At 57.2% G+C, this 21,260-nt stretch carries 20 protein-coding genes; 14 read left to right on the forward strand and 6 right to left on the reverse strand.

Translation table 11 applies throughout. From position 1 onward, the window contains the following. Positions 1–4 precede the first annotated feature (4 nt). The 11 genes from I6N98_RS13210 to I6N98_RS13260 all read left to right on the forward strand — a co-directional run bounded on the left by I6N98_RS13210 (position 5) and on the right by I6N98_RS13260 (position 11,956). Positions 5–1,081 carry an acyl-CoA dehydrogenase family protein gene (locus I6N98_RS13210; RefSeq protein ID WP_198568820.1) on the forward strand — a complete coding sequence of 359 codons (1,077 nt, stop codon included), beginning with the start codon at positions 5–7 and terminating at the stop codon, positions 1,079–1,081. Positions 1,082–1,134: 53 nt separating this feature from the next. Beyond that, the gene (locus I6N98_RS13215) at positions 1,135–2,103 is read left to right on the forward strand and encodes an NAD(P)H-dependent flavin oxidoreductase (RefSeq protein ID WP_198568821.1); all 969 of its coding nucleotides are present in this window, start codon (positions 1,135–1,137) and stop codon (positions 2,101–2,103) included. Positions 2,104–2,160: 57 nt separating this feature from the next. Next, the gene (locus I6N98_RS13220) at positions 2,161–3,327 is read left to right on the forward strand and encodes a thiolase C-terminal domain-containing protein (protein WP_198568822.1); all 1,167 of its coding nucleotides are present in this window, start codon (positions 2,161–2,163) and stop codon (positions 3,325–3,327) included. Positions 3,328–3,337: 10 nt separating this feature from the next. Then, positions 3,338–3,781 carry a Zn-ribbon domain-containing OB-fold protein gene (locus I6N98_RS13225; RefSeq protein ID WP_198568823.1) on the forward strand — a complete coding sequence of 148 codons (444 nt, stop codon included), beginning with the start codon at positions 3,338–3,340 and terminating at the stop codon, positions 3,779–3,781. 33 nt (positions 3,782–3,814) lie between these two features. After that, positions 3,815–5,125, forward strand: a complete 1,311-nt coding sequence (locus I6N98_RS13230; RefSeq protein WP_198568824.1) for a phenylacetate--CoA ligase family protein — start codon at positions 3,815–3,817, stop codon at positions 5,123–5,125. Further along, a complete protein-coding gene (locus tag I6N98_RS13235; protein ID WP_198568825.1) occupies positions 5,122–5,817 on the forward strand; it encodes a hypothetical protein in 696 nt (231 codons plus the stop codon). Before I6N98_RS13230 ends, I6N98_RS13235 begins: the two co-directional genes overlap by 4 nt. 34 nt (positions 5,818–5,851) lie before the next feature. Next, positions 5,852–7,399, forward strand: a complete 1,548-nt coding sequence (locus I6N98_RS13240; protein WP_198568826.1) for an AMP-binding protein — start codon at positions 5,852–5,854, stop codon at positions 7,397–7,399. Positions 7,400–7,411: 12 nt separating this feature from the next. After that, positions 7,412–7,738 (forward strand): hypothetical protein, encoded by a 327-nt coding sequence (locus I6N98_RS13245; RefSeq protein ID WP_198568827.1) that lies wholly within the window; start codon positions 7,412–7,414, stop codon positions 7,736–7,738. Positions 7,739–7,776: 38 nt separating this feature from the next. Continuing rightward, on the forward strand, positions 7,777–9,690 hold the full coding sequence (locus tag I6N98_RS13250; protein ID WP_198568828.1) for a linalool dehydratase/isomerase domain-containing protein: 1,914 nt from the start codon (positions 7,777–7,779) through the stop codon (positions 9,688–9,690). 75 nt (positions 9,691–9,765) lie between these two features. Next, entirely contained in the window at positions 9,766–11,112 is a 1,347-nt protein-coding gene (locus I6N98_RS13255; RefSeq protein ID WP_198568829.1) for an aldehyde dehydrogenase family protein, read from the forward strand. A 37-nt stretch (positions 11,113–11,149) separates the two neighbouring features. Further along, positions 11,150–11,956 (forward strand): DUF2889 domain-containing protein, encoded by an 807-nt coding sequence (locus tag I6N98_RS13260; protein WP_198568830.1) that lies wholly within the window; start codon positions 11,150–11,152, stop codon positions 11,954–11,956. Positions 11,957–11,982: 26 nt separating this feature from the next. Here I6N98_RS13260 and I6N98_RS13265 read toward each other — a convergent pair whose 3' ends face one another. After that, complete coding sequence (locus I6N98_RS13265) at positions 11,983–12,357, reverse strand: CocE/NonD family hydrolase C-terminal non-catalytic domain-containing protein (RefSeq protein WP_232787337.1); 375 nt, start codon at positions 12,355–12,357, stop codon at positions 11,983–11,985. Between I6N98_RS13265 and I6N98_RS13270 the strand changes: the two genes are divergently transcribed. Beyond that, positions 12,280–12,795, forward strand: a complete 516-nt coding sequence (locus tag I6N98_RS13270) for a zinc-binding dehydrogenase (protein WP_232787338.1) — start codon at positions 12,280–12,282, stop codon at positions 12,793–12,795. The genes I6N98_RS13265 and I6N98_RS13270 overlap by 78 nt on opposite strands. A gap of 12 nt (positions 12,796–12,807) precedes the next feature. On the opposite strand, the gene I6N98_RS13275 is transcribed toward I6N98_RS13270, so the two are convergent. The 5 genes from I6N98_RS13275 to I6N98_RS13295 all read right to left on the reverse strand — a co-directional run bounded on the left by I6N98_RS13275 (position 12,808) and on the right by I6N98_RS13295 (position 17,503). Then, the gene (locus I6N98_RS13275; RefSeq protein ID WP_198568833.1) at positions 12,808–13,152 is read right to left on the reverse strand and encodes a hypothetical protein; all 345 of its coding nucleotides are present in this window, start codon (positions 13,150–13,152) and stop codon (positions 12,808–12,810) included. A 171-nt stretch (positions 13,153–13,323) separates the two neighbouring features. Continuing rightward, entirely contained in the window at positions 13,324–14,826 is a 1,503-nt protein-coding gene (locus I6N98_RS13280) for a hypothetical protein (RefSeq protein ID WP_198568834.1), read from the reverse strand. Between the two features lie 8 nt (positions 14,827–14,834). Continuing rightward, a complete protein-coding gene (locus I6N98_RS13285; protein ID WP_198568835.1) occupies positions 14,835–15,779 on the reverse strand; it encodes a flavin reductase family protein in 945 nt (314 codons plus the stop codon). A gap of 15 nt (positions 15,780–15,794) precedes the next feature. Then, complete coding sequence (locus tag I6N98_RS13290) at positions 15,795–16,709, reverse strand: alpha/beta fold hydrolase (RefSeq protein WP_198568836.1); 915 nt, start codon at positions 16,707–16,709, stop codon at positions 15,795–15,797. Continuing rightward, positions 16,709–17,503 (reverse strand): enoyl-CoA hydratase/isomerase family protein, encoded by a 795-nt coding sequence (locus tag I6N98_RS13295; RefSeq protein ID WP_198568837.1) that lies wholly within the window; start codon positions 17,501–17,503, stop codon positions 16,709–16,711. The genes I6N98_RS13290 and I6N98_RS13295 overlap by 1 nt, the downstream gene beginning before the upstream one ends. A 351-nt stretch (positions 17,504–17,854) precedes the next feature. Here I6N98_RS13295 and I6N98_RS13300 point away from each other — a divergent pair, with 351 nt between their 5' ends. Further along, the gene (locus I6N98_RS13300) at positions 17,855–19,063 is read left to right on the forward strand and encodes an acetyl-CoA C-acetyltransferase (RefSeq protein WP_198568838.1); all 1,209 of its coding nucleotides are present in this window, start codon (positions 17,855–17,857) and stop codon (positions 19,061–19,063) included. 35 nt (positions 19,064–19,098) lie between these two features. Continuing rightward, positions 19,099–21,246 (forward strand): 3-hydroxyacyl-CoA dehydrogenase NAD-binding domain-containing protein, encoded by a 2,148-nt coding sequence (locus tag I6N98_RS13305; RefSeq protein ID WP_198568839.1) that lies wholly within the window; start codon positions 19,099–19,101, stop codon positions 21,244–21,246. Positions 21,247–21,260 lie beyond the last annotated feature (14 nt).

Below are 21,260 nucleotides of genomic sequence, written 5' to 3' on the forward strand. Positions count from 1 at the left end.
TGGTATGGAGTTTTTGCTCTCAGAAGAACAACTGGAAATTCAGGATACGGTGCGGCGTTTTCTCGACAAAAACTGCCCCTCTACCCGCCTTCACGAATACTTCGACAGTCCAGAGCAACTGCCCGAAGCGATCTGGCAGGGGCTGGTTGAAATGGGCGTTCCGGCACTGATCGTCCCGGAAGCCTTCGGCGGATTGGGTATGGAGCTGTTGGATCTGGCCATTATTGCCGAGGTACTCGGACAGGCCGCCGCACCCAACCCGCTGCTCGCTCACACTCTGGCGACGCAAGCCATCATCCACGCTGGCAACGATGCCCAGCGCGAAACCTGGCTGCCCAAACTGGCCAGCGGCACGTGCCTTGCCAGCTTTGCCGCCGCGGAAACCGGCGGAGACTGGCTGACACCCGCGATGAGTTTGAAAGACGGTTTGTTACAGGGCGAAAAGCAACACGTTTGCCACGCCCAACACGCCGACCTGATCGTGGTGGCGCTGGCCAACAATCACTATGCACTTATCGAAAAAGACGCCTCCGGCCTGAGCATAATCCCCGAAGACGTCGCCGATCGCACCCGTCCGATGGCGAGCCTTAGCCTTGATAACTGCCCCGCCGAACTCCTATCCAACAGCAGTGAATCCAGCGCAGAAAAGGTATTGAATACCGCACTGGTGCTGCTGGCCGCCGACTGCTTCGGCGGCGCGGCGCAATGTATTGAAATGGCCGTGGACTACGCCAAAACTCGGGAGCAGTTCGGCCAGGTCATTGGCAAGTTCCAGGCGATCAAGCACCAGCTCGCCAATATGGCGGTGGATGTGGAGCCCATGCGCGGCCTGTATTGGCACGCCGCCTATGCCTTCGACCACGAGCCCGGCGCGGCAAGCCGTCAGGCTGCATTGGCCAAGGGCCATCTCAGCGACCGCTTCCTCCACGTGGCACGGGAAACGGTGCAGGCCCACGGCGGCATCGGCTACACCTGGGAGTGCGATGCACAGATCTATATTAAACGGGCATTGTTTAACTACGCCTATATGGGCAATGCGGGCCTTCACCGGAAGCGGGTCGCTGAGCTGGCCGACTGGTAGTACCGATATATTGATAACAGGGCGCGCAGCGCACCTGAGTGGAGACAACAACGATGAAAACACGCGTTACTGAATTACTCGGCACCCGCTACCCCATTATTCAGGGCGGCATGCAGTGGGTGGGCCGCGCCGAGCTGGCCTCAGCGGTTTCCAATGCGGGCGGCCTGGGCATTCTCACCGGCCTGACCCAGCCCACCCCCGAGGACCTTGCCAAGGAAATCCAGCGTTGTGGGGAGATGACCGACAAACCCTTCGGCGTCAATATGACGGTCTTCCCCACCATCAAACCGCCCCCCTACGCCGAATATATCGACGTGATCATCAGCAATGGCATCAAGATAGTGGAAACCGCTGGTCCCGGCGCGGTGGAATTTATGCCGAAAATGAAAGGAGCCGGCATCAAGATCATCCACAAATGTGTGGCGGTGCGCCACGCATTGACCGCACAGGGCCTGGGTGTGGACGCCATCAGCATCGACGGTTTTGAGTGCGCTGGCCACCCCGGTGAAGAGGACATTCCCGGCATGGTATTGATCCCGCTGGCAGCGCGGGCGCTGAATATTCCGGTGATTGCCTCCGGCGGTATCGGCAGCGGTCGCGGCATGGCCGGCGCACTAGCCCTTGGCGCCGAGGGGATCAATATGGGTACCCGCTTCTGCGCCACTAAAGAGGCCCCGCTCCACGACAACATCAAGCAAGCTCTGGTCAGTGCGAAGGAGCAGGACACCAACCTGATTTTCCGCACTCTGAAGAATACCGCCCGGGTGCTGAAGAACGATATTTCCAATCAGGTAGTGGAAATCGAAGGCCGCCCCGGCAAGACCGATTTCGCCGATCTACGCGACTTGGTCGCCGGCGTGCGAGGCCGCGCCGCCCTGGAAGCCGGTGAAGTGAATGACGGCATTATCACCGCTGGTATGGTCGTCGGCCTAGTCGACAGCATTCCCAGCTGTGCCGAATTGATTGAGGACATTGTCGCCGAGTGCAAACGCGAACTGGCCCGAGCCAATAGTTATATGTAAGTGTGGGCTTAACGGCGTTACTCCGGCTTCTACAAAGATAAAATTGAGAAGGTCTTTATGAAAATAGCCAAACAGGCAGCAGTTGTCGGTATAGGATCTACACCCTACTACCGTCGCGGCGAGTCTCACCCCCAGACATTTAATGAAATGATCTGCAAGGCCGTTATCGCCGCCACCGAAGATGCTGGTCTATCAATAAAAGACATCGACGGCTTTTCCTATTACTCCTCCGGCACCGATACCCCGCTGTTGATGGAGTCGCTGGGCATTCCTGAAGTGCGCTACTCCTCCATGGTCACCAGCGGTGGCGGCGGCAGTGTGGGCGCGGTACAAAATGCGGCGATGGCGATTGCCACCGGCGCCGCCAACGTCGTCGTAGTGCCCTTTTGCATGCAGCAGCCCATGGGCAAGCGCTATGGCTCCATCATGTCCCAAATTGACCCAACACCAGACAAGGCCTTTTTTATGGCCGGCGGGCTGGTAGGGCCGGGGCACTTCTTTGCCATGTTGGCCAAGCGTCATATGCACCAGTACGGCACCCGCCGGGAAGCCTTCTGTGAAGTGGCTATATCGACTCGCGAAAATGCGATCACTCGCCCCCAGGCGCGCTTTCGAACGCCATTAACCAAAGAAGAATACTTTGCCGGCCCGATGATTGCCGACCCGCTATGTCGCTACGATTTCTGTCTGGAAAATGACATCGCTGGCGCCCTGATTTTAACCAGCGCCGAACGCGCCAAAGACCTCAAGCAACGCCCCGCCTATGTGCTCAATGGCGAACAGGGTGGCCGCCGAGAATGGGGCCGGGCCATTGCCTGGATGAATATGCCCGACGAGTATTTCGCCTCGGCGGGCTACGCCAGCATTGCCGAGCACCTCTATGGCGATGCTGGTATCACCGCTGCCGATGTCGATGTCGCCCTGCTCTACGACCACTTTTCTCCCATGGTGGTGATGCAGCTCGAGGATTTCGGGTTCTGCAAACGCGGCGAAGGCGGCGCCTTTGTCGAAGACGGCAACATTCGCTTTAAGGGCGGTAGCATTCCGGTTAACCCCCATGGTGGCAACCTGTCTGAAGCCTACGCTGTGGGCATCACCCATATGATGGAAGCCGTTGAACAGATTCGTGGCACCGCTATCAATCAGGTGAAGGATGCAGAAATCGCCCTGGTCACCGGCGGCCCCGCCTCACTGCCCATCAGCGGCCTGCTGCTGTCACGCTAAGGAGAACATCATGAGTGAAATCGAGATCGCCAAAGCGCCGCCCGATGAACTGTTCCAGCTGGAAACAGACACCTGGACCGAACCCTATTGGAATGGCTGCAAAGACCACATACTGAAGCTGCCCAAATGCGGGGACTGCCAGCACTACGTGGAGCTGGGCGCCTCCCACTGCCGTCACTGTCTATCCCAGAATATTGAGTGGGTCGAACACAGCGGCAAAGGCAAGGTGTATTCCTTTACTATCGTTCGTTTCCCTGTGATTCCTTCACTGCAGGGCTCGGTGCCCTATGTACCTGCAGTTATTGAACTTGAGGGTGTCGACGGTTTGCGATTGATTTCAAATGTTATCGATACACCATTATCAGATATTGATGTCGGCAGCGAGGTCTGTGTGCACTGGCACGACCGGAACGATGGCGTTTCGCTACCGCGTTTTAAACTAATCAAACCTTGAACATCACTTGGGCTCATCGATAAGGATTAAATAATGACTGTAAAAGATGACCGCTATCTTGATCCCGCCGTGGAAACCATGTCCCGGGAAGATCTGGAGCGCCTCCAAGAATCTCGTATCCTGCAGCTGGTGCCTTACGTTTACCAGCGCTCGCCACTGGTTCGGGAACTGTGGGAAAAACACGGCGTCACCCCGGACGACATCAAATCCCTGGCCGACTTCAAGGCCAAGGTCCCTTTTATGGACAAGGATATGATCCGGGATTTCCGCGACCGCAATGATGATCCCTTTGGTGGTCTGGCCTGTGTAGGGCCACCGCATATGCGCGGCGTCGGCTTTACATCCGGTACCACTGGCGACCCGACGCCGTTGCCCCGGCCTGAAGACAACGCTGTGCTGATCGCGCTAAAGCGCGAACTCTGGCATATAGGCATGCGCCCCGGCGATACCCTCACCTATTTGCTGTTCACCTTCCGTGAAGGCATGATCGCCGATCGCTGGATGGATACCGGCTTTACCCCCATCTGTGTGCAGCACTCACCGCTGGATATTCCCTATCTGATCCAGATATCCAAGGAGTATCGTCCCAAGGCGCTGTTTATGATTTCCACGCCGATGATTCTGGGGCTGGAACAGTACGAGAAAAACACCGGCGAAGATATTAAGGCGGCTTTTTCCTCCTATGAAGGCATTGTTTTCGGCGGCGAACCGATGAGCCCTCATATTCGCAAATTAATGGAACGCTGGGATTTCAACGTGTATGAGTTGACCTCGCTGGGCGATGTGGCCACCGCCACTGAATGCAGCGCCCACGATGGCATGCACACCTGGGAAGACGTCGCCCTGATTGAACACCTGGACCCGGACGGTGACAGCGACGCCGAGGATGGCGGCCGCGGCGAAATGGTGGTCACTGCCCTGCTAGACGACGTGGCACCGCTGATCCGCTTCCGCACCGACGACCTGATCGAGTTTACCCGCAAGCCCTGTACCTGCGGACGCACCCACGGCCGCATGAAGCCCCTTGGTCGCAAGGGCGACGAATTGGTGGTGAACGGCAGATCTGTGCTGCCCATCGATATCTTCCCCTTTATCGGCGACTTCCCGGAAACCCGCACCGGCCTGTTCCAGATCATCCGGCCCCAGCGAGAAACCGACATCCTGAAGCTGCGAGTGGGCTACGACATTGATGCCCTCCAGGATGGCGAAAACGCGCTTATCGAACGCATCAAAGCCCGGATTAAATCGGAACTGGATTTACCCTCCGACATCGAGCTGATGACCAATGACGAGATGGTCAAACTTGGACCTCCCAATAAAATTCCACGGGTGAGCAAATCATGACTGAGACCAGCCTTCACAAAACCACCATGCTGCCATTGACCGTTGGGCGCTTTCGCAATACCGACGGTGGCTTCACCACACTGCCCTTCTCACTGGTGGAGCAAGACCGTGCCCGACGCTATGCCTTGCGAGTATTGAATACTTTTCACTTTCGCACCGGCAGCAATATTCTGCTCACCACCACCTTTGATGAAACTCTGCAGTTCATGCCCTTCGAGCGAGCGGTGATGACCTACGGCATGGTGGCGGTGTCCGCCGACTCCACCCCCTGGGATGCCAAGCGGGTGGAATCTATCGTCCGCCGCTTTAATCTGACCGCCGCTGCGGGAATCTGCAAAAACGTGGTCGACGGTCTCAGCCAACTGGGCTTTAAGGCCGAGGAATTGTTTGCAGGCATTCCAGTGTGGGCCCGGCAGGACACCTACGATAGCCTCAAGGCCTTTCCCGATATGCGTGTCTACCGCTATTTGGAAGCGGGTCCATTGGTGGGTTTTGAGTGCAGTCAGGGCAATGGCGTGCACATTGACCGTTTCGAATGGGATATCGACGAGGTCGATGGCGAGATTGTGGTCAGCAGCCGCTTGCCCCGCTGCACCGAGTTCAGCCAATTTCACACCGGACTGAAGGGCCGCATCGACAGAAGCGCCTGCAATTGCGGCAACACCGATCCGCGCATCCTTCCCGATCAGTGATAGCCGACAGCCCGACGACAGGAGCACCGCATTTATGACCCTCGGTCACCCCGCCTACCAGCAGATCCGCATGCACGGCCTTGGCGATGTGCTGCGAGAGCATACCCGCTCCCGGCCAACGATGACCGCCGTGGTCGATGGCGAGCATCGCCTGAGCTGGCCCGAGCTGGATCAGCGGGTCAATCAGTTGGCCCAGTATTTTCTCGCCAATAAGCTGGATGAGGAGGGTCGCATCCTGTGGCTGGGCCAGAACTCCTTCCGTTTATTGGAGTGCATCCTGGCCTCCGCCAAAATCGGTGCCATGGTTTGCCCCATCAACTGGCGCATGAGCGCGGCGGAAATCGGCAGCGTGATTGAGGACTTCACTCCCCAACTGGTGGTCTGGCAACAGCGGGACCTGGGTGACACCGCCGAACAGGTCCGGGCAGCGGCCCGGCACCATTGCCAATGGATTGCCCATGATGGCAATGATGACGCCAGCTACGAGAGCCTCATTGCCGGGCAGAAGCCAGTGGACCCCGAGCTGGCCATCCACAGCGACACCCCGGTAGTGGCCATGTATACCGCTGCCTTTGATGGCAAACCCAACGCGGCTCTGCTGTCCCAGTCAGCCATGCTCTACCAGAGCCTGATGATCGCCTACGGTTATAGCATCACCGATCAATCCAGCAATCTGAATTCAGGGCCTCTATTCCATCTCGGCACCATGTTGGCGACCTTTGCCACCTTTACCTTTGGCGGCAAAAATGTGTTTATCGCCCGGGTCGATGCCGAGCAAATGCTCAAGCTGATCGAGGCAGAACGCGTGTCCCACGCCTTTGTCGCCCAACCGACACTGCTACAGATTCGAGAGATCAACAAAGACGGCAAATACGACACCAGCAGTCTGTGGTCCAGCGCCGATGCCCCGGAGTGGACCAGCCCCCTGTGCATGCCCAAGGACTCCCCCTTTGCCCTACAGGCCAGGGTCTACGGCCAGACCGAGGTAATGGGCTTTACCACCTTTGGCTTCCTAGGTGGTGGCGGCGCTGGTCGCGTCTCGCCCTTGGCCCAGTTGCGGATTGTCGATGCCCAGGGCAACGAAGTGCCCCCCGGCGAAAGCGGCGAAATTGAAGTGCGGGGCGTTCAGGTGATGAACGGCTACTACCATCGGGATGACGAAAACCAGCGTAGGTATCACGACGGCTGGCACCGCACCCGTGACCTGGGCAAGCGCCTGGAAGACGGTTCGGTGGCCTTTGTCGGCCCCAAAACCACCATGATCAAATCCGGTGTAGAGAATATCTACCCCGCCGAGGTTGAAGGCTGTATTCGCCAGCACCCCGCTGTGGCTCAGGTCTGCGTGATCGGCGTCCCCGACCCGAAATGGGAGCAGAATGTCAAAGCCCTGGTGGTGCTGAAACCCGACACAGAACTGACTGCGGATGACGTGATAGAGCATTGCCGTCAGCAAATAGCCTCTTACAAAAAACCCAAAATCGTCGAATTCGTTAGCGAGATACCCTGCTTACCCGACGGCCAGCCCGACCGCAAAAAGGCGGACGAGCTGTTCGGCGGTGGCGGCTATCCCGTAAGCGGCTGAGGAGAACACACGATGGCCTGTTGCATTTTTGCCGCAATGATCATCAGCAATGTGCTGGTGCACTGGCGACGCCTGAAGGCCTTTTTTGGTTATCAGACTGGTGAGAACCCCGGGGTAGTCAGCGTTGAGGGTGTAGCGCGTAAAAATATGTCACTACGCTACCGCCTTCGTCGTGGCGCGCTTCCCGCTCTGTTGATTCTGGGCACTGTGGGTTACGGCGCCATGCATTGGCAACATATGAGCCACGAATTAGGGCTGGGCAAACCCCAGGTGGTTGCCGCCGCTACCCCTATTGATGCCGCTTTTTTCCAGGGCGCCTACGACTTTATCTGTAACTGATTTACTGAATCCACGCTAACAACAATACTGAGGTAACTATGGAACAGGCCATTGCCAACATCGAACAGGACCCCCGATTCAATCGCGATGTCAGCGCCGGACCCTTGTCCCAAAGCCGACTGAAGCGTACCAAGCTGTTTTTCCTGACCATGGCAATGGTCGGCCTGCTGCCCACCCTCTTTGGTTTGTCTCCGGCCCTACAAAGCGCCGGCCTCGGCCTGCTGTGGCCGGGCGGGGGCTTTGCCGCCCTGGGCGGCTGGGCGCTGTTGATGATCCCGGTGTTCTACGCCCTCTACTGGGTCACCCTGGTGGTCTGGTTTGGCAGCGGCAATATTCTCGCGCCCATTTTGCTCTGGGTACTGGGCGCCATCATCCCCGCGGCCCTGATCGGCGATACAGGTCCCTGGCCCTACGCTCCCTACCTGGTGCTGGCGCTGGTAGCCATTAGAGAAGGACGCGATGTTCTCAAAAACCGCAAGCAATTACGTGAAGCCATTGAGCGTCGGGAAAAACGCAAAACCTACCTCGCCAGAGCCATTAAAAATGTTGACAAGCGCGCCGTCGCCGAACCCAGCCCGGGCAGCAGGGAATTAAATGAAAAGCAGCTCGCCTCCGCTCGTTATCTGTTTGACCGAGCCCTTCAGCCTATCGGCGAATATGTGGGATACAACAAAATAGATCAGTTCCAGACCTCGGCCCTACGCTATCAATTCAATACTGTTGGCTACGGCCTTGCGGAAATGCAGTGCCACTACACGCCTAACTTTCACGGCTACCTTAATGACGCTCAACAACGCTTAATTGAGCAGATGCTTCAACGGCCGATCTGGGGCTACTGGCCACTAGAAAATATGTGGGGAAATCTCAACTTTAACTTCGACCCCTGCGCCAAAGACAACATCATGTTAACCGGCTTTTTTGGATTACAGATATGTCAGTACATGTCTAATACTGGCGACCGCCGCTATGCAGAACCAGGGTCACTGACGTTTGTATACAATGCCAAAAAGGTCTACAAGCACGACATTCACAGCATGATCGGCTCAATAGTCAAAAACCAAAATGAGCAGGCGTTTTGTCTTTATCCCTGTGAACCAAACTGGGTTTATACTCCGTGCAACTTCATGGGAATGAAAGCACTCGCCCTATACGACAGGTTGTTTGGGACCAGTCACTTTAAAGATATATATCCCCGCTTCATTGAGAAGCTCGACGCTGAGTTTACTCAGGCAGACGGCAGCGTAATTGCATTACGCTCCAACCTGACTGGCTTCGCTGTACCCTTCCCCTTTGCCGATGATGGCCGCGCCCTATATTTCAATCCTATTAATCACGAGCGAGCCAAGGAATCCTGGGCCCTCGCGCGCGAAGAACTTTTTTACGAGGAAAACGGCGAACTAAAAATCAAACTCGAAGGCGCTGGGGTAGATATGGGCAATTACAGCAAGGGGCAACAAGCCAATATCCAAAACCTCATTTCTGCCGCACGAGAGTTTGGCGACGCCGAAGCCGCGCAGGCTGCCGAGTCTCTGATGGATGAAATGTACCCTCCGCGTATTGAAAACGGAACAGCGATTTACCCCGGATCCTGTTCTACCAATACCACTCTTGCCCGCGCGCTGATGCTAGGCACCAATGACTATCGTAATTCCATTTTGAAAGGCCCGCCAGCATCAGCTTTGCAGGGCCCGATTTTAAGTGGCATCCACTATCCTCAGGTGCTGGTAGCCAAGGCATTTAGCCACACCGGCAAGGATCTGGAACTGGTGCTTTACCCTGGCCAGGACTACACGGAGCCAACGTTGACCATTGAGCGTCTGGCCCCGGAAAGCAGCTACAAGGTGAATATCGACGGCGCTGACACTGGGCTGCAAGCCAATGCCCAGGGTGTGGCCAAGCTCGATATCAAGCTGACGGCCCGCGCGCATATCACCCTGACGCCAACCGTTTAATCGATACGCCACCACAGGCGGCAGCCCCCTCGCTGCCTGTTTTCATCCGTTCTGAAAATACCAAGGGCTCTGCGTATGACAAGCGCTACCGACCGCTATCAGGAAATCTACCTTGCCCAGAAGGCCAATCTTGCCACCCTGAAAAGCACCCGCGCTGAAAAGCGCATTGCAAAACTGCAAAAGCTGCGGGACGCCGTGGTGAGCCATGCCGACGACATCGGCAACGCTCAGCACGCCGATATGCGCAAGATGCCCTTGGGTATCCAGACCATAGAGGTGGCCGCTGCGCTGCAGGATATAGATGACGCCATTGCCGGGCTCCAAGACTGGATGCAGGCCGAAGTCTATGAGCCCTCACCAGAAAACGCGGGCAACCAAACTTACGTTCAGTACGAACCCAAGGGCGTGGTATTGCTGTTTGGTCCCTGGAATTTCCCCTTCCATCTGGTGGTTGCGCCGCTGGTACCCATTATCGCCGCCGGTAACAGTTGCATCGTCAAGCCCAATGAAATGGCCCCCCATACCAGCGCCATCCTCGCCAAACTGCTGGGCGAGGTGTTTCCCACCAATGAAGTCGCAGTGGTTGAAGGTGGGGTACCGGTGGCCAATGCCCTGCTGGAGTTGCCAGTGGACCATATCTTTTTTACCGGCAGTCCCAATATCGGCAAGGTGATCATGGCGGCCGCCGCCAAGCACCTGGCCAGTGTTACCCTCGAGCTTGGGGGCAAGTGCCCGGTAATTATCGACGAAAGCGCCGATCTGAAAGCGGTGATCGGCGGCATCACTCGGGCACGTTTTTTTAATGCCGGTCAGCTCTGCCTGTCCACCGACCATATCTGGCTGAAGGCCAGTCAGCGGGACGCCTTTGTCGCCGGACTCGGCGCTGCCATTGAGCAGGCTTTCTACAAGGACGGTGAACTAAACACCTTCCTTATGTCGCGCATTGTCGACAAGGCCAACTTCCAGCGCCTGAAGGGCTACGTCGACGACGCCCTTGCAAAAGGCGCAACAATCGCCGTTGGCGGCGCAATGAACGAAGACGACTTGACCATTGAGCCGATGGTGCTTATTGATGTGCCGCTGGATGCCGAGATCATGCAACATGAAATATTTGGCCCCATTTTGCCGGTGCTCTGCTACGAGAATCCGAAGGAAATCCAGCAGCTTATCCATCAATCCGGCAAACCTCTGGCCATGTATCTGTTCAGCCAGAACCAGTCCTTTATCGACGACATGCTGCTCAACACCAGCTCGGGCGGGGTCACGGTCAATGGCGTGATGAGTCGCGCGGGGGAGCGTCGCCTGCCCTTCGGCGGCGCCAACAGCAGCGGTATTGGTCGCTACAAGGGCGTCCACGGATTCCGTGAACTGTCCAATGCCCGGGCCATGTTTGTCCATAGAGCCGAGTCATACGGCCGTTGACCGACAAAACGAGCAGGGGTTGAAGTATGGCTGACACATGATTGATAGAATTGACGCCCACTTTATCGACGAAGACAAAACCGACACCGGCCTTGCCCGGCGCATGATCGATCTCAAGCGCTGGGACGCGCACACCGTGGTCGGCTGGCTGGAGGATGACTTCCACCACTTCGGCGTCACCCTGGAGCACAGTGGCGAGCTGATTACCGGGGTGTCCGCCACCGCCCAGCGCTACCCCTGGGCCACCTGCGCCTTTGCCCCTGAGGCCCTGGCACCCCTGGTGGGCCAAAGCCTGCGACCTCGGAGTTCGGATATCGGCGCCTTGATCGAAATGCGCCAGCAGTGCACCCATATTTTTGACCTTGCCGGACTGACCATGGCCCATGCTGTGCGAGGAAGCTCTCACCGGCGCTATCAGACCATTACCGACAGCCGCAAAATCCTGGGTTGGAAAGACCATAAATCACCGCAATTTGGCCCCACCACCATTCGTCTATTGCTGGATAACCAAGAGGTCATGCAGTGGTATTGCGACAGCGGCACCATCCTCGACAGGGAAAGCGGTCATCAACAATCCCTGGGACGAGGCTTCCGGGAATGGACAGAATCCCTGCCCATCGACAAAGCCGAATACGCCACCGTACTGCGGCGGGCGCTATTAGTATCAGGTGGTCGCTCTATGATCCATGACAACTACCCCAGCGCCGCCGCCATGGACCAACCGGAATTGTGTTATTCGTTTCAGGCCAGCCGCCGCGACACCGCATTGCGCATGCACGACACCACCAAAGATTACGCCGATCACCCCGAAGCGATGCTCGCTTTTGTCGACAAGCGCCCCTAGGAGTAGAGCGTATAACACGACGTTCTCTACTGGCTTTGGGAATCTATCCCGCAGATAGCGCAGTCAAGTACAAAGCTGGTCGGATCAAGCATCGGTACCGTGACCGATGAGGGGTAGATGCTATTTCGCTGCACAAGATAACTGCTGCCGACTAAATCAAGCACCATATCCACTGTTCGAAAAGCGAAGGGAATATCCGACGTCGACACGGTTATTCGCAAACGTTCGCCTTCATTAATCTGCACGGCTGTAGGTCTTACTTCAATATCAAAACGGGCCACTTCATCTGGCACTAATCGCTGAGCGCTGCTGGGAAAATACGGATGAAAGGCTTGAATCATCTGGCCGTTTTCGTCGTACCAACTAAACTCAGGATCAACTGCTCGCTGACTGCCAATCAAAGCACCGATGGTAGTATTGACTACAAAGCGGGAGATATCTCTGCCAGCATCGCCAGACACCGCCCCAATAGGGTGGACGTGTACTACGACAATGTCGGCGGCGCCATTCAACAAGCCGCTTTTGACGCCATGAACACCCACGGGCGCATCGCCCTATGCGGCATGGTGGGCCAGTACAGCGGCGAAGGCGAAGCGCCGGCCCCCAACCTGATGGCCGCCATTATCAAGCGCCTGAGCATTACGGGCTTTTTGGCCAATGACCATATCACCCTGTTCCCCGAGTTTCAGGCCTTCGCTCTGGATCTATATCAGCAGGGTAAATTGAAACACCAGGCCACCGTGACCAAAGGGATTGAAAACATCCATGAAACTATCAATTCACTGACCGGTGGGAAGAATATCGGCAAGCAGCTGTGTCAGATTGGTGATTTGGACTAGCCTGCCTGGCCGTTATTCATTCGTCGCGCGTTGCCCGAGTAGCAAGCGCCGCACATCCCCACCACAACGGATCGCAGCCACGAGAAGATAGACAAGACTCACCAGACCACCACCCAACACGCAGGCCATACCCAATACAATGCCCGCTGCGGAGAAACACGATCGCCAGGCGACCCACAGTCCAATCAAAAGCAAATGAGCAAAGAAATCCACATTAAACTGGGCTCGCCAATCCAGCGCCTGAATATCTGATAGAAAAATATCTCCCGCAGCCATGCCCTGCAGGCTTACTGCTTTGGCGGTAATCACCGCAATAGCACACCAAAGGACAACCAAGAGTAATTTAAGACTATTCATTGCGGCCTCCGTTTTGACACATAGTTATTATTCCAAATCACGGGCTCGGGCGATGACTGCATCGGTGTGGTAGCCATAATCCATTCACTACCCAGGAAAATCGAATTAGTTCGCCATCGCTCCTGCACTGCCTTCTTTATAGCCAATTCGAGTCCATATTCGTAATCGCCTTTACACCACTTGCCAGTAATTCATCCCATCTTCCCCCACCTGACTCACGCCAGTTTGACCAACCGCTTCCTCCTTGTCGCTAACCAATAGGCTAAGGGTATCTGCGGATTTCACCGCTGCCAGATGGCGTTTGCCGCTCTCGGTACGACAAACAACCGTGGCCCGCTCTGGCGCGCCGTCGCGGCCATACCAAACCACATAGCTTTCGATGCTGGATACGCCCTCAAACTCGGGCAGCACTTCCGGCACGTCACCATAATTGGCGTCCAGCTCCGGCTGGAGGTCGACATTCTCAACCGCTGCTGCGACTGGCCGGCGATAGAGCATCACCGCATGATGCTTGGTTACGAATTCGCCATTGCCATAGAGTAGACCATTGCCACCCTGGCCAGCGCGAAGGGCTCTCACCATGGCGGTAATGGCGTGACCCATATAGTTGTTCACTGGCGCGCCAAAGAAGGTCAGGCCACCAGTCACGGAAAGCTTTTTTTCTTCACTAAGACCCAGGGCCCGCCGTGCCAGTTTGGGCACACAGGGAAAGCAACTGTAGAGTTCCACCAGCTCCGGTTCCCCTTCCACGCCATTCACGTCCAGGGTCTTTTTCAACACCGCTGACATGGCGTGGGCTTCGGTAAAGCCGCTGCGGGAAAGAATATCCCGTGGCTCAGCACCGCCGACACCGCTGCCGACATACACCAGTTTCTCCTCGGCAATACCCAGCGCCATGGCAGTTTCATAACTGGTAACGATACAGGCCGAGGCCTGGTTCACCACCGGATTAGCGATCATCCACTTGGTGTAGGGGTGAACCACCATGCGGTTATTTTCCGAGGGCTGGCTGATGTCGTCAGACTCAAGCGCCATACCCATCCAGGAATAGGGATTTTCCGCTGCCGCCGCGGCCATACCAGCGCCAATCACCCCGGATTCCAGTTGGGCCTCTTCAAAGCTCTGCCCCCAGGCAGCACGAATTGCGTTATCGTAAAGAGGGTAAACATCCACCGGCATGTTCAGACCATACTTCAACGCCTCGGGATGAAAGAAATCGGCCTTTTTCGGTCGAGGCCGTCCCGCCGCCGGAGGGGTCCAATCCGGGCGCTGCTGCAATTTTCCCGCTGCCATTAAGGAAGCGGTGGCTTCACCACCAGCAATCACCACCATTTTCTGCTCACCACTTTGCACCTGCTTTGCGGCGTCAGTGAGGTAGAGGGTGGGCATATTGCCCCCCACCGGGCTCTCTTCGCATTCAATATTCTGCAAGCCGAGGGTACTTGCAGTCAGACCGGCGATATCCTCGTAGGCCCAGCCCATCTGATTGATGATCCGCAGAGCACTTAGGGAATTTTTCAGCTGACCGGCGTCGGCTCCACAATCGATAATGGCCTGTTCAATGGCCTCGACAATCAAGCGCATCGGCTCCCGGCCAATAACCCCTGCATCAAGTTTTTCGGTAACTTCGCCAATGCCGACAATAACGGCCTGCTGGCTTTTGGAGATAGACATAGTGATTCCTAACTTTTCAATAGTTTCCGGGCAGTGGTTTTCAGTAGCTCCTTGGCCAATACGGTTTCGGCGTAGGCCCCTTCCGGCAGGGCGTCATCCTCCAGGGCCTGGATAAAGGCCACCTGCTCCAACTGCAATTCACGTCCGGCATCAAGTAGTTTGGCGCGCACGCCGTCAGCGCTTTCGGCCAGAGCCAACAGCTTTTTATCGGCCATGTGCTGCAGTACATCGTTATCAATGCGATAGCCACTGATGCGCACCATGGCGTCAATTTCTTCCGCCGTGCGACCATCGTCAATGGCCAGAATATTCAGCGCTGCCATTTCCGCCTCAGTAATACCCCGGTCAGCCAGTTGGGCGGTAGCTCTCTGCATCAACTGGAAGTACACCAGCCCCATAAGATAAGTAAGGGAGTTGGCGGAAAAACCTCGGGTACGAGCATCATCGGCCAACGGATCGGGCTTTTTCTTGGGCACGGCAAGGGCATATTTACCGCCGTGAAAAACCAGCGGTTTGCGATCAAAGTGCTCCAGCTTTTCCACCTGCCCCACGTAGATTTCGTGGTCACCGCCCTCATAGCGGTAGACGGTTTTGCAATGAAATACCGCCGAGCAGCCATCCAGGATGGGCACTTCGCCAACGCCGCGGTGAAAGTCCACCTCGGCAAATTTATCGATACCTTTGGTGGCAAAACGCTGGGACAGGGGCTCCTGATCCGCCGCGAGAATATGCACCGCAAAATGCTCGGCGCTGTGGTAGGTGGGAAAACTGCCCGCGGATTTGGCCAGGCTCCACAACACCATGGGCGGATCCAGGGAGACGGAGTTAAAGCTGTTCACTGTGACACCGGCATCCTGACCGTCATTGCGAGTGGTCACCACCGTGACACCCGTGGTGAAGGACCCCAGGGCACTGCGCAGATCTTTAGGGTCGACAGGTGTGGTAGAAGTCATGTTGATCTCCTCGAATTAACGGGCAAACAGGGCCAGGGCGGCAGCGGCAACCTCGGCGGGAAATTCGTGATGCATATTGTGGCTGGCCCCTTCCAGCACCAGATCGCTGCGTTGCTGATAGCATGCCAGGCGCTCGGCGAGCTGTTCTTCATGGCCGGCAAAGGCCTTGCTGACAAAGGAAGCAGTGCCCCGCACCACCAAGGTCTGGGCGGAAATATTGCGCAGCAGTTCGGTGATTTGATCAGGGTGGGGATAGATGGGCGCCACTTGACGGGCCTCCGCATCGGCCCGGGGAATAAAACCGCCATCGTCGGCGGGCCTCAGAAAATGCTCCGCCAGAAAGGCGGCTCGGGAGCGGCTCAGCAAGGGGTTCTGTCCAGTCATGCGCTGAACGAATTCCTCACGGCTCTGGTAAGCCCGGGTGCGGCCTCGGGAGCCATTCAGCCAGCGGGCCACTTGATGAGGCAAGGGCTTGCCGAACTCGCCGCTGGGCATGGGCGCCAAGCCCTCCAGATTGACAAAGTGACTGACCCGTTCCGCACGGGCGCTGGCATAAATACTCGACAGGTTGGCCCCCATGCTGTGGGCAATAATCTTTAGGGGCTCTTCCCTGGCGTAGTGACGGATCACCTGTTCCATATCGCCGAGAAAGCCGATAAACATGGACCCGCCGGGGCGGGGCTCGGAGTGGCCATAACCACTCCAATCAGGCGCCATCAGATGCCAGGCCTGATCAGACTGGGCCAGAATTTCATCCACCAAGAACTGCCAGGTCACCGAGGAATCCATCCAACCGTGAAACAAAAATACTTTCGGCGCGCCCTGCTCGCCCCAGTGGCGGACGTGGTATTTCACCCCCCGGATCGGCAGATACTCAGACCAGGACGCACTGAACTCGTCCTGATGCAGTGCCGCGTCGACACAGGCCATCAGCGAACCTCGTAGTTCTTGGCAGCCGCCCGCGCCGCAGCCACATCCAGTTCCTGGGCGGCCTTTGGGTTACCGATTTCGCACAGACGCAGGGCGTGGTTCAGGGCCGCGTCCCGGGGCATATCCAGGCCTTCCCAGATGGCGCGAACGGTGTTCTGGGTGGCACTGGGGGGCTTGGCGGCAATTTTTGCAGCCAGTTCCTGGGCCCGCGACCACAACTTATCGGCGGCCACTATTTCGGTCACCAAGTTGATGCGCAGGGCCGTCTCGGCAGAGACTCGCTCGTCGCCGCCCATCAGGGAAATGCGCAGTACCTCCTGCAGGGGCACCCGGTAGCCCATCCCCACCGGCTCAACGCCGCAGACCATGCCGTAACTGACATGAGGGTCAAAAAACTGGGCATCGTCGGAGCAGATCACGAAGTCCGCCTGATTGAGAAAGTAAAAAGCCCCGGCACAGCACAAGCCATGAACCGCGACGATAACTGGCTTCCAGCATTTGTTAGAGCGAGGGCCAAAATAGTCGCCTGGGTCCTTTATATAAAAGGGGTTCGTGCTTTGATCGGCACTCACGCCCGCGTTCACATCGGCGCCGGTACAAAAAGCGCGACCGGCGGCGGCGCGGATCACCACCGCGTTAATGCCGTCGTCCTCATTGATACGCTGCCATAGCGCCTCAAATTCCTGGCACATTTCCAGGGTGAAGGCGTTCATCGCCTCGGGACGATTCAGGGTAATGGTGGCGACCTTGTCGACACACTCAAACAAGATGGTGCGGTACTCGCTGGCTGACATACTGCGGATCCTTTTGTCTTATTAGGGTGCGACGTCTTGAGTTGACGGCTTTAATTGCTGGCCTTGATTGTACGCCGATGCTGGCAGGGTGTTGTGCCCCCCGCCATCATTCAAGGCCCCCTGCCGATCAAACGGGGAAAGAGGCTAATCAACGTCATTGCATTATCATATAGATGATTTATATCATTATAGCTGTTATAGTCCAAGCATTACTTTGTCGCCAAGGTCAGTTTTGACCTTTTCCGCCGCCAAAATCGAGGGGGTGGCGACCCAATAACAAGCATGGCTTCAAGGCAAAAGCCATCAGCCTGCACGATGACAACAACCCGCTAATACGCTGCGAGAACATCCATGACCGATGCCTATATCTACGATCATTTGCGCACCCCCCGGGGCCGCGGACGCCCCGACGGCGGCCTGCACAGTGTGCCCCCCATCGACCTGGCCGCCCAGACCCTGAAAGCCCTGCAGGTACGCTGTGACCTGGACACCGCCACCGTGGACGATGTGGTATTGGGCATTGTCACCCCGGTGGGCGAACAGGGCTGCAACCTGGCCCGCCCGGCGGTGTTAATGGCCGACTACGACCAATCCGTATCCGGCATACAACTGGACCGGGCCTGTTCCTCCGGTTTGGATGCCGTCAACCTGGGAGCCGCCCAGATCATGTCTGGCCAGGCTGGTATGGTGATCGGCGGCGGTGTGGAGTCCATGTCCCGGGTTCCCATGGGCAGCCAGGGCGGTGCCTGGCCACGGGACCCCGCTGTGATCAGCAAAACCTATTTTGCCCCCCAGGGCATCGGCGCCGACCTGATTGCCACCCGCAGTGGTTTCAGTCGCAGCGACGTGGACCACTATGCGCTGGAAAGCCAGCGCCGGGCAGCAAACGCCTGGCAGCAAGGTTACTTTGATCAGTCGGTCATCACTGTGGTGGACGATCTCGGCCTGCCCCTGCTGAGCAAGGACGAGCATTTGCGGCCAGGGATTACCCTGGAGGATCTGGGGGGATTGAAACCCGCCTTTGCCGCCATGGGTGAGCAAGGTGGCTACAATGCCATTGCCCAGCAAAAATACCCCGAGGTATTTGCCATCAATCACGTCCACACCGCCGGTAACTCCAGCGGCATTGTCGATGGCGCCAGTGCAGTACTGTTAGGAAATTCCGCTGCCGGAAAAGCGGCGGGGCTCAAACCCCGGGCCCGGATTCGCGCGTTTGCCAGTGTCGGCAGCGAACCCACCATCATGCTCACCGGCCCCGCCGCCGCCAGCCGCAAGGCCCTGAAAAACGCTGGCATGACCCTGGATGACATCGACCTGTTCGAGCTCAACGAAGCCTTTGCCTCGATGGTGCTGGAATACATGCGAGAGCTGAATATTCCTCACGACAAAATCAACGTCAATGGTGGCGCCATCGCCATGGGTCATCCGCTGGGTGCCACCGGCGCCATGCTGGTGGGCATTGCCCTGGATGAGCTGGAGCGGCGCAATCAACAGACCGCGCTGATCTCCCTCTGCGTGGGCATTGGCATGAGCGTCGCCACCATTATTGAACGCGCCTGAATTAAACACCTCTGGGAATAAGCGGGTAGAAACTAATGAACATTGAATTCAATACCATCCACTATTCGGTGAATGACCAGGGCATCGCCATTCTGCTGATGGATATTCCCGGCAGCAATGCCAATGTGATGGGCGACGATTTTCGGGATGAGCTGTCTGCAGCCATCGACATCATCGCAGCTAACGAGGCCATTAAAGGCGCCGTCCTCAGCTCCGCCAAAAATGACTTTATGGCCGGTGGCGATCTGAAGGCCATGGTGGATCTATTTGCCGATGTCAGCGATCCTGCTATCGCCCTGGAAATTGCCAATAGCATCAAGCCGACCCTGCGCAAGCTGGAAACCTGCGGCAAGCCCATCGTCGCCGCCATTAACGGCCCCGCCATGGGTGGTGGCCTGGAGCTGGCCCTGGCCTGTCATGGCCGGGTGGCCAGCGATGCCACCAAGGTGGTGATGGGGCTGCCGGAAGTGACGCTGGGGCTGATGCCCGGCGCTGGGGGCAGCCAGCGCCTGCCGCGAATGATCGGCATCCAGAACGCCCTGGAAATCATGTTGCAGGGGCGACCCTTCAACGCTAGCAAAGCCCTGGAACTCGGCATTATCGATAACGTTGTCAGCGCGGACCAGCTGCTTGAAAGCGCTTGCCAAAAAATTCTCGACGGCCTCAGCCCTCTAAAACCTTGGGATCAAAAAGGTTTTGCCATTCCCGGCGGCAGCGGCTTCTTCGATGCCGACCTGGGCAATCTCTACAACTATCTGACCACCACGATATGCCGCGACACCCAGCGCAATACCCCGGCGCCAATGGCGCTGCTGACAGCGGTGGCACGGGGCACGGCAGTGCCCTTTGATGCGGGCCTGCACATTGAATCCTGCTATTTCGCCAAACTGATTCTGGACCCCACCGCCCGCAACATGGTGCGCACCCTGTTCGTGAGTAAGGGGGAGTTGGATAAGCTTCGCCGACGGCCCGAGGGCATTGCAAAAGCCAGCTTTAGCAGCGTGGGTATTCTCGGCAGCGGCCTGATGGGGGGCGGTATCGCCCAAAGCGCCGTGAAGGCGGGGTTGAATGTGGTGTTGCTGGACATCAGCGATGAGCAAGCCACCAAAGGCAAGGCGGTCATTGCCAAAAGCTACGACAAACTCATCGCCAAGGGCCGCATGACGCAGGACAAGGCCGACACCTTGCTTGCCAAAATCACCCCCTCTGGCGATTACAGCAAGTTGGCCAACTGCGAGATCGTCGTCGAAGCCGTATTTGAAGATGTGGCCCTTAAACAGAAGGTCTTCAATATGGCCCGGGGGCATATGCCCGCCGACGCCATTCTGGCTTCCAACACCTCCAGTCTGCCGATCAGTGAACTCGGCGACGGCATTGCCAACCCGGATCGCTTTCTGGGCCTGCACTTTTTCTCCCCTGTGGAAAGAATGCCGCTGGTGGAGGTCATCCGGGGTAAAGACACCAGTGACAAAACCTTGGCTGAGGCGCTGGATTTTGTCGCCCTGCTGCGCAAAACCCCCATCATCGTCAACGACTCCAGGGGCTTCTTTACCTCCCGGGTAATTGCCGCCTACCTACAGGAAGCCTTCGCCATGGTGGCGGAAGGTATATCCCCCACCCTGATCGACAATGTCGCCAAACAGGCGGGCTTTGCGATTGGTCCCCTAGCGCTGATCGACGATATCGGTCTGGAAAACGGCTACAAAGCCGCGCTGGCAGAGAAAGCGGCCCTGGGCGACGACTGGGTAGAACCCGCCGGATTCAAAGTGCAGCAGCAATTCAATGAACTGGGCCGCATTGGCCGCCGGGGTGGCATGGGCTTTTACGACTATGATGGTGGTGTACGCAAACCCTCCACCACCGTCGCCGAACTTTACCCCGCCCCCGCTGCGGAGGTGGACACCACCGAAGTCAAACTTCGCCTACTCTATGTACAGGCCCTGGAAGCGGCCCGCTGCTATGAAGAAGGGGTGATCACCGACGCCGCCGAAGGCGACGTGGGCGGCATACTGGGAATAGGCTTTCCCAGCTATACCGGCGGCGTGTTTTCCCTGATGGATACCGTGGGTCCGGAGGCCTTTGTAAAAGAATTGGACCAACTTGCCGACACCGTAGGCCAGCGCTTTCGACCCAGCGCCTGGCTGCGTGAGCGAGCGGAGAAGGGTAGTAAGTTCTACGCCTGAAAACCGAATTTTAG

The organism is Spongiibacter nanhainus (genome assembly GCF_016132545.1).
Taxonomy (GTDB): domain Bacteria; phylum Pseudomonadota; class Gammaproteobacteria; order Pseudomonadales; family Spongiibacteraceae; genus Spongiibacter; species Spongiibacter nanhainus.